We start from the raw sequence: 13,663 nt of genomic DNA, 5'->3' as shown, positions 1-13,663 counted from the left end.
TAGACCTCACAGGTTTTTAAAACCTGTGAGGTCTGCGTTTATTCTAAGAAAATGTTTTTATCTATTTCAAGTACTTCCTCTTGTCTTTCGTAATGAACAGACGAAAAGTTAGACTTATCATTAAAGAAACTTAATACCTCATTTGTGCTTAGAAAAGAATCTTCTGTCGCAATTATTGTTAAATAAGAAGAATGTCTATAGTTACCAAAATCTTCAATAATCTTGTGATTTTTTGGATTTAGATGAATGTACAGAATTAAGGTTTTAAGATATTCTTCATTTTCGATAATTTTTCGTTTAAATCGATCCTGAAAAAGACTTCCTGAGCGATTATATGCTTTATTTATAGCCTTTGCGTAGGCATTAAACAAATTTGAAAAAGCTTTTGAAATTTTTACATCAGGAATATTATTCCTGGTTTTTACCAAAATATGAAAATGATTTTTTATCAAACAGTACGCATAAATATCGGCTACAGGAATCAAATACTTTATCATAAGATTAATGAAATAATCGTAATTTTTCTCTTCAAAGAATATGGACTGTTTGTTATTCCCCCGATTATAAATGTGGTAGTACCTATCTGCTATAATTGGTTCATATTTCATTTTCTAAGGTGTTTTAGACCTCACAGGTCTCTAAGACCTGTGAGGTCTGTTCAATCAAAATTTCTGTAAATTCTCTTTAAAACTTTTAAAAATTTCTTTTTCGTAACGAGTATAAAATTCGGGGTCGAAATTGGCTTGTTTTAGATTGGCCAAAACATGATCTATTTTTCTGTTTTCGTTAAGCCATTGATCAAAAACTGAATGGCGCATCCTAATTCCGAAGGTGTTTATTCCCAGGAATTTATTTGAATTCGCATCAAAGGCGATAGTAATAGCTTTGGTATTTTCTTTATGCTGCCAGTGAAAATGCATTTCGTTATCACCCGGTTTTGCTGAAACATTGCCGTAAGTTTGATATTCAATATCGAAGAATTTAGCCGAATTAAACCAGTTCCCGGGTTTATATTTTATAGCGTTTCCGGTTAAAGTTTGCGCCAGGGTTTCGCCCATCATACGGCCGGCATACCAAACTGCTTCGATGGGTTTGCGGTGGGATAAAGGCTGCTTTAATTGGGCGCAATCCCCAATAGCATAAACATCTTTTATGTTAGTTTGTAAGAATTCATCTACCAGAATTCCTTTATCGGTTTCCAGAGATGAATTTTTAAGAAAATCTACATTCGGTCTAACTCCGGTGCAAAGGCCCACTAACTGGCATTCGATTTCTTCTCCGGAATTTGTGATTATAGATTTAACTCTTCCGTTTTCATTTGCAACAATCTTATCCAGTTCGGTTTCCTCTCTAAGATCTACGCCGTGGGATTTGATGTGTTTAGAGATCATTTGGGCATCCTGAATTGGCAATACATTATGCCAAAAAGCTTCTTCTCGAATTAGGAATGTGACTTCAATATTTCGGGTTTTAAGCATTTCGGCGAGTTCCACGCCTATAAGTCCGCCGCCAATAATTACTGCTTTTTTGCAGTTCTGCGTGTTTTCTTCCAGTAATTCTAAATCCTGCTTAGAAACCAATCCCTGAACACCTTTTAAATCCTGACCTTCCCAACCGAATTTATTATAAACCGAACCTGTTGCTAAAACCAGCTTGTCATAATTCAATGTTTCTTCTGTAGAAAAATGCAATGTCTTTTCTTCAAAATCTATGGTCTCAACCCAGGCTTTTTTTAATCCAATCCTGTTTTTCTCCCAAAACCAGTCTTCATAAGGTTTCAAGTGATTCCATTTCATGTGGCCCATATACACATACATCAAGGCGGTACGGGAAAAGAAATAATCGCTTTCCGCAGAAATCACAGTAATTTTCGCATCAGAGTTCTTTCTAATATGCCGCGCACAGGTAATTCCTGCAATCCCATTTCCTATGATGACTATTTGTTCCATATGTGCTCGATACTCGAGATTTAAAAGCTCCAGGGCTTGCTTCGAAATTAAAATTTTATTTTCTAAATATCCTTTTGAATTTGTTCGGTGCTAGTTTGCTTAAACAGATTTTACTACTTCCTTAAAAAGCTTAATCATATTTGGTTCTGCTTTTTCGGCCATAGCGATAATTTCGTCAATATTTACCGGTTTTAGGTTATCGGGATCGCCTTCATCTGTAATTACAGAAATAGCCGAAACCGGTAGTTTTAAATGGTTGGCCACAATAATTTCGGGCACGGTACTCATTCCTACAGCATCTGCTCCCAGCACCTGCAACATTCTATATTCTGCACGGGTTTCTAATTGCGGACCTAAAAGTGCCGCGTAGACTCCTTTGTGCAGTGTAATTCTTTCTTTTTTAGCGATAGTTTCAAATGCTTCATTCATTTCAGCATCGTAAGGCGCACTCATATCCACAAAACGTTCGCCCATTTGTGAAACTCCTTTAAAGGCTAAAGGAGAATCTCCCAGCAAATTAATATGATCGTCAATTAGCATAAGTTCACCTTTTTTAAACTTTAAATTTACCGAGCCGGAAGCATTGGAAACAAGTAGTTTTTTCATACCCAGCTGATGCATTATGCGAACGGGAAAAGTGACATCTTGCATCGTGTAACCTTCATACATATGAAAACGCCCCTGCATGACCATTACTTTTTTCCCTTCCAGTTCTCCAAAAATTAATTTTCCTTTATGGAATTCTACCGTTGCGGTTGGGAAATGCGGAATATGATTGTAACTAACCTCAATTTCTATCTTAATTTCGTCTAAGAGCTGACCTAAACCGGTGCCAAGAATAATCCCGATTTCAGGATTTTCAAATCCTTTTTCCTTGAGGTATTTAGTAGTTTCCTGTATTTCTTTAATCATTTTTTAATTTTTGAAAAATTGCTGAAAATCTTTATGATCTTTAATATCTGAATAATAATCTACATCGTTCCTGGCTTCAAGCAAACCGATATTTTTTCCTTTTAAATCCTTTAAAGTATCCTCCAAAACCGATGAGGTTCCCCATTTTTTTTCCTCAAATACTTCTGGAAACAATTGATTCATTCCCAATAAATAATAGCCGCCATCTGTAGCCGGGCCAATTACCGCATCTTTTTCCTGAAGTAATTGAAAGGCTTTTTCCAGATCTTCCCGCTGTAAATCGTAAAGATCGCTACCAATAATTATAATATTTTTGTAACCATTATTAAAACCTTCTTGAAACGCATTTTTCATTCTTTCTCCCAGACCTTCTCCCTGCTGAAGTTTTTTATCATAAGCCTTCGATTTCCAAATATCGTTTTGGGGAATTGTTTCAGAATAATATACTTCTTTGCTAACCGCAAGATTTCTAGTAACCGAAACAGTATGCTCCAGTAAGAAATTATAAATTTTAAAAGCAGTTATATCGCCAACATCTTTGGCAAGCCTGGTTTTTACTTTTCCCAGTTCTGGATTCCTGGTAAAGATAATTAATAAAGCTTCGGTAGGTTTAAGGCTCAAAGTTTAAAATTTAAGAAGTGAAAATTATGCGACTGTTCCCTGGCAGCTACTTCCAGCGCCTGCAGTACAGCCGTAACAATGTTGTGAAATTCTTATTTCCCGGTTATTGAGCAAATCTTCGTTGTAATCGCTAATATGCTGCACTTTGCTGTCTACTTTTAATTCTAACATCTGATTAAAATCGCAATCGTATAACCAGCCATCCCAACTTACCGAAATGGTATTGGTGCACATAACACTTTCTACCGCGGCAGAATTGTAGGCTTCTACTAGCGCATACATATAATCTTCATAATTCTCTGAAGCAATTAAAAATTCTAGAAACCTGCTTATAGGAAGGTTAGTGATGGCAAAAAGATTATCAAAATCTATATTGAAATCTTCTTTAAGTGCGGTTTTAAAATCCTGTTCCAATGCTTGCTGATTAGTAGGTAGAAAGGCGCCGGCAGGATTATAAACCAGGTCTAGTTTTAAATCTGTTTCTGGCTGTGCGTAGCCCACAGCGTTAAGCATTTGCAGGGCTTTGATAGATTTATCAAAAACACCGCTCCCACGCTGTTTATCTGTTTTTTCCTTTTTATAAAAGGGAAGTGAGGAAACTACGTGAACATTATATTTTTTGAAGAATTCTGGTAAGTCATGGTATTTTTTGTTCGCCAGAATTATAGTAAGGTTAGACCGAACAATAAAATCTTTGATCCCTGCTTTTGAAGCTTCTTCTACAAACCATCTAAAATTGGGGTTCATTTCCGGAGCACCGCCGGTAAGATCTAAGGTATGGGCTTTAGTGGTTTTAATAACCTCCAGGCATTGCTCCATGGTTTCTTTGGTCATAATTTCCTTCCGATCGGGGCCTGCATCTACGTGACAATGCGAGCAAACCTGGTTGCACATATAACCCAGGTTAAGCTGAAGGATTTCCAGTTTTCTAGGTTTTAAAGGATAATTGCCGGTTTTGGCAATTTTATCTTTAAAAAAGGGTAGTTCTCCTTCTTTAAAAATTCCGTTGCTTAAAAAGGCAAGCTGGTTCTCTGGTTTAGAAAGATCGTTTTTTCTAGCCGATAAGGATTTGAGTAAAGCCATGCAAAAATTACATTTTGTGCTATTTGAAGAAAATAATTTATGAGATTAAGCGGTAAGATAAGGGCTTACATGCTTAACTTATCATATTTATTCATCATCTGTACGCCGTGTACAAGGGTAGCTCCACTTTCAATAGCGGCACCGGCGTGTACGGCTTCCATCATTTCTTCTTTGGTGATTCCTCTTTGCAAGCCGTCTTTAGTATAGGCATCAATGCAGTATGGACATTTTATCACGTGAGAAACGGCAAGAGCTATCAGTGATTTTTCCCTGGCGGAAAGTGCTCCTTCTTCAAAAACTTTTCCGTAATAATCAAAAAATTTATTTCCTAAGTCTTCGCTCCACTCGGTTATTTTACCAAATTTTCTTAGATCATCGGGATTGTAATAGGTCTTCGCCATAGCAGTTAATAGGTTTTTAGATATTTTGGTCTAAAATATCTATTAATACTTACGCAGCCAATCAATTTTAAGGGAAATGGCAGGTATTAAATTTCGCTTTGAGAATTCTAAAAGCTGAAAATTTCTTGAAGAGAGAATGGTAAAAATGGTGGAAATAGAAACTACTTTCTTCTAAGCGTTTTGATAATTTTCTTTACAAAAAATATAGAAACTGCAAGAATAGCCAGAATTTCTAAGCCCAAAAATATATAAATAAGATCCATAGTTGGTTGGTGTTTAGGACCTAACCCGTGTAGGCGAGGGCATGGTTATTAAGATGTAAATGTCTGATTCTTAATTTGTTTTACTTGCCGCTATTCGAATAAAAGTTAATGTTTATAATTTGCATTTGGTTACAATTGCGTATTTTAATCCTAAAATAATTACCTGCTAAAAATTTGCTATATCCCCATCAAGCCTCGGTCTAAAATGAAAATGATAATGACTTTTAATTGTATGTATGCTAAGTGTTTTATCTTTACACTGAACTATTAAACGTTAGTTCTGCTAATAATGAATGAATTAACAGTAATTTTAGGAAATAAGAAATTGATTTACAGGGGCTTCCCTAAGAATTAGGTTTATGAGGATAGATGTAAAAACTTTACCGGTAGAGGAAATCATTCAAGATATTTCTGAAAGTCTGGATGCCCCAATTCAAAATGGGAGTGGAGAGCATACTATACAGCTGCCAGAACATATAGGGGAAGGATATATTAGAGGAATCAGTTTTGATTCTGGCATGGGGTTTATTACTTACAACTGTAAGTTTTATGAAGATGTAAAGATATGTTTTGCACTTAATACGGTGCATCCGCTAAAATTCATATTTTGCTCAACCGGGACTGCCGGTCACTCATTTCAGGATACCGAAAAGGTTAATGATATAAAAGCTTACCAAAACATTATTGTTTCCAGTAGTGGTTATAATGGCCACGTGCTTTACTTTAAAGCTAATGAAGCGACACACGTTTCTAGTTTGGAAATAATTAGATCGGTTTTTGCACATCGCAGGAACTATGACTTTAAAGATCTTGATCCAACTTTAAAAGAGTTGTTTCAGGATGCAGTATCAGAGAAACAATTTTTCTACCAGGGGAATTATAGTATTAAAGCTGCTGATATTATGAACGAGATTAATACCAAGGATTTTTCGGGATTCTTACGTTCATTATACCTGGAGGCGAAAGCTTTTCAAATGCTGGTGATACAAATTTCGCAATATGAAGACGATGAATCTGGAGATAAACTTCCGCAGATTTTAAGACAGTCAGATATTGAAAAAGTAGATTATGTAGTAAAACGCATTCAGGGCGATTTGGGAAGTAATTTAACGGTAGAAGCCCTGGCTAAAGAGGCAGGGACTAATGTGAACAAACTCCAGGAAGGCTTTAAATATGTTTATGATCTTACCGTGAATAAATATATGCAGCATAAAAAGCTGGAGGCAGCCAAAGAAATGCTAATGACCACCGAAAAGAATATTTCTGAAATTGTTACTTCAATCGGTTTGAATAACCGTAGTTATTTCTCGAAGATCTTTAAAGAGAAATATGGTGTAAATCCTAAGTATTTCCTGAAAACACGAAAAATGCAAGACGACTAGTCTTCCAGGATAATATCTTTTACTTGTGATAGATAACTACGGCCAATAACATATCTTTTACCGTTAATTTCCAGGCTGTTGCCTTCTAAGGCTTCAATTTTATCGAGAGAAACAGTATACGATCTATGTATCCTTATAAATCTATTGGAGGGCAAACTTTCGGTAAAACTGCTTAAGGTTTGATGAATAATATAATTCTTGTTAGGCGTAATTACCTTGATATAATCTTTTAAACTTTCCACTAACAGAATGTCATTTAAGTAAACCTTTTTCATCTTTTTTTTGTTGATTTTTAAAAAAAGATGTTTGCCTTTCCAGTCATCGTTTTCGCCTTTATTTTCTTCGCAATTCTTTATCGCCTTATTTACTGCTTTTAGAAACCGGGGAAACGGGATTGGTTTTACAAGATAATCCAGAATTTCAAGTTCATAACCTTTAACGGCGTATTCTTCGTGCGCCGTGGTGATTATTACCTGGGGCTTATTGCTTAAACTTTTTAGGAAACTGTAGCCGTCTAAAACAGGCATGTTTATGTCTAAAAACATAAGGTCTACCTCATTTTCCTGCAGAAATTCCAGGCTGTCTAAAGCGCTATTAAAGCTTGCTATTATTTCCAGGCCTTTAATTTGGGAGATATAGTTTTTAATTACATCCACCGCTAAAGGCTCATCATCTATAATTACACATTTCAGCATCATTTCAATTTTAACTTTAGGTCAACCAAAAACTCGGTTTCTTCTTTAGTGATTTTTAAGTCGTAATTCTCTCTGTTATACCCAAGATTGAGACGTTTTTTTACATTTAAGATCCCTATACCTCCCGGTTGTTCCTCAATATTTTGAGAATGGTAAGTTTTAATTTCTTCCTCGTCTGGAAGGCTATTGCAGGTTCTAAAGTACAAAATATCATCTTTAATGATCAATTCTATTTTGATAACAACTTCTTTAGTACTTCTGTTCGCTCCGTGTTTAAAAGCATTTTCAATAAATGGAATAAGAAGCATTGGCGGTAACTTCTTATTTTCTGTGTTTCCTTCCACTTTTAGCTGTATACTTAACTTCTCGCCATACCTGATTCTTTCCAGGTCCAGGTAATTTTTAATGCAGTTAATCTCTTTTTTCAGACATTGAAGATTCGGTTTTGTCTCATAAAGCAAATACCGCATTAATTCTGAAAGTTTTAAAATCGTTTCAGGAGTTTTATTCGATTTGCTAAGACTAAGCGAATAAATATTATTTAAGGTATTAAAAAAGAAATGCGGTGAGATTTGTGATCGTAAAAACCTTAATTCGGTTTCAAGCTGAGTTTTCTCAAGTTTAGCCGCTCTTTTGTTTTCACTCATCCAGTCTATCGTAATCTTTATTGCAGTAACAAAAGAGATTACATACAACTCGCCCAGCATCATAACCAGTACATAATTAAAACTGAAAGTAGATGTTTCTTCAGGGCCCTCTGGCCAAACATTGTTGCTTATAAGAAGATAGGTGAGTTCAAACTTGAGAAACACCATCAAAAAGATTGAAAATATTAAAATAGCGATAAACCAAAAGAACTTTCTGGTGTAAATAAACTTAGGAATAAGCAGGTAAATAGTGAAATAACATAACGCCATGTGGATAGGAAAACCCAGCAAGTTTGCTTTAAGCGAATAGAGGTAATCGCCATAATAACTTCCCCATCTAAGTGCATTAAAAATAAAGTAGACAGACCAGAAAATTATATGATGCAAAGTGGAGATTTGATAACCCCATCTTTCATTTAAAAAAAAGCTTCTTTTAAAACGTTTTCGTAGTGACATGGAATGGAAAAAGATGGATTTTAGCTATTCGGCTTTTCTTACTTGTTGTTGGTCTAATATTATTTTTTTCGTTGATGAATATATAAATATTTATGAAATATCTACCCGTATTATTTTTAATGCGCCATAACCTAAGAAAGAAAATGTTTAAAAGATACCCCGTCCTCTTACTTGTTTTATTGTTAACATTAGCTGCTTGTGAAGAACAAGTTGAAAAGGATATTGATTCGCAGAAATCAGTTGATAGTTTAACTTCTTATGTAGATCCTTTTATTGGAACAGGTGGTCACGGGCATACCTATCCTGGGGTGAGCCGACCATTTGGAATGGTACAGGTAAGCCCAGATAACGGTACTAGCGGTTGGGATTGGTGTTCCGGCTATCATTATTCGGATTCTTTAGTGGCAGGCTTTAGTCATTTGCATCTCTCGGGAACAGGAATTGGTGACCTCGCCGATATTTTATTTATGCCGGTAAACAAAAAGATTGATCTTAAAAAAAAGGTTGAAGCGAGAAAAGATATTCCATATCTCTCAAAATATTCTCATATAGATGAATCGGCCAGCCCGGGATATTACCAACTCTACCTGGAAGATTTTAATATTAATGTAGAGCTTACTTCAACCAATAGAACAGCGTATCATAAATATACATTTGGAAAAGGTGAAGAGAAATCGGTTGTAGTAGACCTTGGATTTGCTATAAACTGGGATGAACCCACAGAAACTTCTATTAAAATACAAGATGAAAATACGATTACTGGCTACCGTCACAGTACCGGTTGGGCAAATAATCAAAAAGTGTTTTTTGTAGCCAAATTTTCAAAACCAATTATAAAATCAGAATTATTCTCAGACGGAGAAGCTGTTTCTAAATCTCAAGTAAGTAATAAGAAAACCTCAGCGCAGCTTTATTTTGATAAGGAAAGCAAGCAGCTTCAGGTGGCCGTGGCACTTTCTTCGGTAAGTCTGAAAAACGCCAAAGAAAATCTGGAAGGCGATGCGAATTTCGATTTTGATGAAATTAAGAAAGAATCTAATCAAACATGGGAAAAGGCATTGTCAGATATCGTTGTAGAAACTTCTACAGATTCTTTGAAAACCATTTTCTATTCAGCACTTTATCATACAAAACTAGCGCCGGTTACATTCAGTGATAAAAATGGAGAATTTCGATTACAAAATGATAGCATTGCTAAAACTGATGGTATTGCATATTCAACTTTATCGCTTTGGGATACCTTTAGAGCACAGAATCCTCTGCTAACAATAACGAATCCTGGAATAACTTCAGACATTGTAAATAGTATGTTAGCCTACTACGATGAAAGTGGCAGCTTACCGGTATGGACGCTTTACGGAAACGAAACCAATACTATGACCGGGTATCATTCGGTTCCTGTAATTGTGGAAGCCTATTTTAAAGGAATTGAAGGTTTTGATGTTGAAAAAGCTTACGAAGCTTTAAAAACTACAATGATGCAAGACCAGCGAAGTTTAAAAGAATTAAAAGACTACGGCTACATTCCTTATAACCTGGGGAACGAATCGGTGACTAAAACCCTTGAATATGCTTATAACGACTGGTGTGTGGCGCAGATGGCGAAAGCTTTAGGGAAAGAGAAAGATTATGACTATTTCTCTGAAAGAGCTAAAGCCTACAAAGAACTTTTTGATCCCGAAACCGGATTTATGAGGGGGAAATCCTCAGAAGGAGAATGGAATACACCATTTGATCCCAAACATTCACAGCATAGAGTAAACACCGATTATACCGAGGGTAATGCCTGGCAACACAGCTGGTTTGTATTGCACGAGCCGCAGGGTTTAATTGAACTTCATGGAGGAGCGGAGCCTTTTACTAAGAAATTGGAGCAATTATTTAATGAAAGTTCAGAGATTACCGGAGATCATACTTCAGCAGATATTTCAGGCTTAATTGGGCAATATGCTCACGGTAACGAGCCCAGCCACCATATCGCATATTTATTTAATAAAGCCGGGAAGCCCTGGCGAACACAATATTGGGTACGTGAGATACTAAAAACTCAATACAGTACTAAACCAGACGGGTTAAGTGGTAATGAAGATGCCGGGCAAATGTCTGCCTGGTATGTGTTTAGTTCTATGGGTTTATATCCTTTTAACCCAGCTTCAGCTGAATACGAAATTGGCAGCCCTATATTCGAGACTTCTACTATTAACTTAGAAAATGGGAAGAGTTTTAAAATTGTGGCTAAGAATGTTTCCGAAGAAAATATCTATATCCAGTCCGCTACTTTAAATGGTGAAAATTTCAACAAGACATCTATTTCCCATAAAGAACTTTTAGCGGGGGGTGAGTTAGTATTTGAGATGGGCAGTGCGCCTAATAAAAACTGGGGTGTAACCACAAATAAAAATTAATGGAACTAATAGATGTTCTAATTATTGCGCTATACCTCATCCTTACACTTTCTATTGGAATTTGGGTTTCAAAGAAGGCTTCTAAAGGTTTAGATTCTTACTTTCTGGGGGGTAAAAGCATCAAATGGTATTACTTAGGTCTTAGCAACGGTTCGGGTATGTTTGATGTTTCAGGTACTGCCTGGATGGTAGGGATTCTCTTTCTATACGGGGTGAAGAGTTTTATGTTTATGTGGATGTGGCCCATTTGGAACCAAATTTTTGTGATGATGTTTCTGGCGGTTTGGATTAGAAGATCTGGCGTGATGACAGGATCTGAGTGGATCCTTACCCGCTTTGGTGACGATAAAGCCGGCAGGGCTTCGCACCTTATTGTCGCTATTTTTGCAGTAATCGCCTCTATAGGTTTTATAGCTTATTTTTTTGAAGGTGTCGGGAAATTTATGACGGTAATCCTTCCCTGGGATCTTTCGCTCAGCATTGCAGAAATAAGTCTGTTGAATTCTGAACAATCCTATGCCTTGCTTATAATTTTCTTTACTACAATCTACACTATAAAAGGAGGGATGTTCTCGGTGGTTACCACTGAAGTTCTACAATATGGAATTATGGTTTTAGCCGGAGTCCTGGTGGCAGGATATACTTTTGTGAGTTTTACTGATGTAGAAGTGAATAAACTTATTCCTGAAGCCTGGAAAAGTATTTCATTTGGGAGCGAACTTCAGGGGTTTTGGAATGAAAAGAAAGAACCTTTTAATGCTCTTATAGATTCACAGGGCTATAAAATGTTTGGTGCTTTTATTGGAATGACTTTATTCAAAGGGTTTTTTGCCAGTATTGCCGGGCCCACGCCCAGTTACGACATGCAACGGATTCTTTCTACCAGAACAGTAAAAGAGGCCGCATATATGAGTGGTTTTACCAATCTTGTGCTATTTGTGCCAAGATATCTTTTAATTGCCGCCGTGGTATTGTTAGGTTTGGTTTTCGTTGCACCAGAGATGGCTGCTTCCGGGAGTTTAACAGGAAATGATTTAGAAGTTGTGCTACCAAAAGTAATTAATAACCACGTGCCCGTGGGTGTAAAAGGCTTATTGTTGGCAGGGCTTCTAGCAGCATTTATGTCAACCTTTTCTGCCTTTGTAAATGCAGGACCGGCCTATATTGTTAACGATATTTATAAGAAATACTTTAAGCCTAAAGCGACTGATCGTCATTATATTAAAGCGAGTCACATTACTTCTTTTATAGTGGTTTTACTAGGGGTGATTATGGGCTTTTTTGCCGATTCTATTAACTCGATAACTTTATGGATCACCAGCGCTTTGTATGGTGGATATGTTGCGGCCAATTTCCTAAAATGGGTTTGGTGGCGTTTTAATGGCTGGGGGTATTTTTGGGGAATGCTCTCAGGTTTGTTAATCGCCACCTTTCAATTTTTTATGGATCAAAATAAAGGAAATTTTGTTCCAGATTCGTTTTTATATGAAACCGCCCATATTCCCGCGATATACCTGTTTCCGGCTATTTTTGGCTTCTCTCTGTTGGGTTCTTTTTTAGGGACTTATTTTACTGCTCCCACTAATATGGAAACTCTAAAGAGTTTCTACAAAAATGTAAGGCCCTGGGGATGGTGGAAACCGGTATTAAGGGAATTGCGAATAGAAAATACCAGGATAGAACGGAATAAAGATTTCGGGATAGATATGCTAAATTGCCTTATAGGAGTGATATGGCAATCCAGTATGATACTTTTACCAATATTTTTGGTAGTACGGGACTACCCTAAAATGGGATTAACTTTTTTGATTTTCCTTTTAAGTTCTCTTATTCTGAAATTTACCTGGTTAGACAAAATTAGAAAATATGCAAACTGAAATGGCAAATAATATACCCTGGCAGGAAAGGCCGGCTAACTCAAAAGAGGTGCTATGGCGATACGATCAAAACCCTATTATAGATCGTTACGCTATACCCTCTTCAAACAGTATTTTTAACTCTGCGGTAGTTCCTTTTAAAGATGGATATGCAGGGGTGTTTAGATGTGATAATAAAGCGGTGCAAATGAACATTTTTGCAGGTTTTAGTAAAAATGGGATCGATTGGGAAATAGAACATGATCCTATAGATTTTAGCCCGGGAAATACTGAAATGATCGATTCAGATTATAAATACGATCCACGGGTTACTTTTATCGAAGACCGTTACTGGATAACCTGGTGCAATGGATACCACGGGCCAACAATAGGAATTGGGTATACCTTCGATTTTAAGGAGTTTTATCAGTGTGAAAATGCTTTTCTTCCTTTTAACCGAAACGGAGTTTTATTTCCGAAGAAAATTAAAGGGAAATATGCCATGTTAAGTCGGCCCAGTGATAATGGTCACACTCCTTTTGGCGATATTTACATTAGTTATAGTCCTGACATGAAGTATTGGGGAGAACACCGCTGCGTGATGAAAGTGTCTCCTTTTGAAGAAAGCGCCTGGCAGTGTACTAAAATTGGAGCCGGCCCTGTTCCTATCCTAACCGATGAAGGTTGGTTACTTTTTTACCACGGTGTAATTAATACTTGCAACGGTTTCCGGTATTCTATAGGCGCAGCCATTTTGGATGAAAACGAACCAGACAAAGTGAAATACCGTTCTCAGCCTTATTTACTGGCCCCAGCAGAACTTTATGAAATGGCCGGAGATGTTCCAAATGTAATTTTTCCCTGCGCAGCATTACATTCAGAAAAGGAAGATAAATTAGCGCTCTATTATGGCGCTGCAGACACAGTGACCTCGGTAGCTTTCGGTCATATTACTGAAATTGTAGATTTTGTAAAAAATAATAGCCTGTAATT

Annotated in this window: 12 protein-coding genes; 4 read left to right on the top strand and 8 right to left on the bottom strand. The window is 36.6% G+C overall.

Annotated elements, in window-relative coordinates; genetic code table 11:
* Window positions 1-38 precede the first annotated feature (38 nt).
* The 6 genes from B5440_RS01955 to B5440_RS01930 form a co-directional block, all read right to left on the bottom strand.
* Window positions 39-608, bottom strand: a complete 570-nt coding sequence (locus B5440_RS01955; protein WP_070053810.1) for a transposase — start codon at window positions 606-608, stop codon at window positions 39-41.
* Between the two features lie 54 nt (window positions 609-662).
* A complete protein-coding gene (locus tag B5440_RS01950; RefSeq protein ID WP_070053809.1) occupies window positions 663-1,949 on the bottom strand; it encodes an NAD(P)/FAD-dependent oxidoreductase in 1,287 nt (428 codons plus the stop codon).
* 99 nt (window positions 1,950-2,048) lie between these two features.
* Window positions 2,049-2,861: a purine-nucleoside phosphorylase gene (locus B5440_RS01945; RefSeq protein ID WP_070053808.1), complete on the bottom strand. Its 813-nt coding sequence runs from the start codon at window positions 2,859-2,861 to the stop codon at window positions 2,049-2,051.
* A 3-nt stretch (window positions 2,862-2,864) separates the two neighbouring features.
* Window positions 2,865-3,482 carry a TIGR04282 family arsenosugar biosynthesis glycosyltransferase gene (locus B5440_RS01940; RefSeq protein ID WP_070053807.1) on the bottom strand — a complete coding sequence of 206 codons (618 nt, stop codon included), beginning with the start codon at window positions 3,480-3,482 and terminating at the stop codon, window positions 2,865-2,867.
* Between the two features lie 24 nt (window positions 3,483-3,506).
* Window positions 3,507-4,565: an arsenosugar biosynthesis radical SAM (seleno)protein ArsS gene (gene arsS, locus B5440_RS01935; RefSeq protein WP_070053806.1), complete on the bottom strand. Its 1,059-nt coding sequence runs from the start codon at window positions 4,563-4,565 to the stop codon at window positions 3,507-3,509.
* Window positions 4,566-4,630: 65 nt separating this feature from the next.
* Window positions 4,631-4,966 carry an arsenosugar biosynthesis-associated peroxidase-like protein gene (locus B5440_RS01930; protein ID WP_070053805.1) on the bottom strand — a complete coding sequence of 112 codons (336 nt, stop codon included), beginning with the start codon at window positions 4,964-4,966 and terminating at the stop codon, window positions 4,631-4,633.
* A gap of 622 nt (window positions 4,967-5,588) precedes the next feature.
* On the opposite strand from B5440_RS01930, the gene B5440_RS01925 reads away from it, so the two are divergent.
* Window positions 5,589-6,611: a helix-turn-helix domain-containing protein gene (locus B5440_RS01925; protein ID WP_070053804.1), complete on the top strand. Its 1,023-nt coding sequence runs from the start codon at window positions 5,589-5,591 to the stop codon at window positions 6,609-6,611.
* Here the strand turns inward: B5440_RS01925 and B5440_RS01920 are convergent.
* The gene (locus tag B5440_RS01920; protein ID WP_070053803.1) at window positions 6,608-7,309 is read right to left on the bottom strand and encodes a LytR/AlgR family response regulator transcription factor; all 702 of its coding nucleotides are present in this window, start codon (window positions 7,307-7,309) and stop codon (window positions 6,608-6,610) included. The genes B5440_RS01925 and B5440_RS01920 overlap by 4 nt on opposite strands.
* Entirely contained in the window at window positions 7,306-8,340 is a 1,035-nt protein-coding gene (locus B5440_RS01915) for a sensor histidine kinase (protein WP_317039372.1), read from the bottom strand. Before B5440_RS01915 ends, B5440_RS01920 begins: the two co-directional genes overlap by 4 nt.
* A 212-nt stretch (window positions 8,341-8,552) precedes the next feature.
* Between B5440_RS01915 and B5440_RS01910 the strand changes: the two genes are divergently transcribed.
* From B5440_RS01910 to B5440_RS01900, 3 genes are read left to right on the top strand one after another with little or no spacing between them, the layout of a single operon-like run.
* Entirely contained in the window at window positions 8,553-10,814 is a 2,262-nt protein-coding gene (locus B5440_RS01910; RefSeq protein WP_070053801.1) for a GH92 family glycosyl hydrolase, read from the top strand.
* Window positions 10,814-12,691 carry a sodium:solute symporter family protein gene (locus B5440_RS01905; protein ID WP_070053800.1) on the top strand — a complete coding sequence of 626 codons (1,878 nt, stop codon included), beginning with the start codon at window positions 10,814-10,816 and terminating at the stop codon, window positions 12,689-12,691. The genes B5440_RS01910 and B5440_RS01905 overlap by 1 nt, the downstream gene beginning before the upstream one ends.
* Window positions 12,681-13,661 carry a glycoside hydrolase family 130 protein gene (locus tag B5440_RS01900; protein WP_176728204.1) on the top strand — a complete coding sequence of 327 codons (981 nt, stop codon included), beginning with the start codon at window positions 12,681-12,683 and terminating at the stop codon, window positions 13,659-13,661. Before B5440_RS01905 ends, B5440_RS01900 begins: the two co-directional genes overlap by 11 nt.
* Window positions 13,662-13,663: the final 2 nt, after the last annotated feature.

It is taken from the genome of Salegentibacter salarius, from assembly GCF_900168265.1.
Lineage (GTDB): Bacteria > Bacteroidota > Bacteroidia > Flavobacteriales > Flavobacteriaceae > Salegentibacter > Salegentibacter salarius.
The sequence above is the reverse complement of the archived record's forward strand: the minus strand, read 5'-3'. Positions and strand labels throughout refer to the sequence as shown.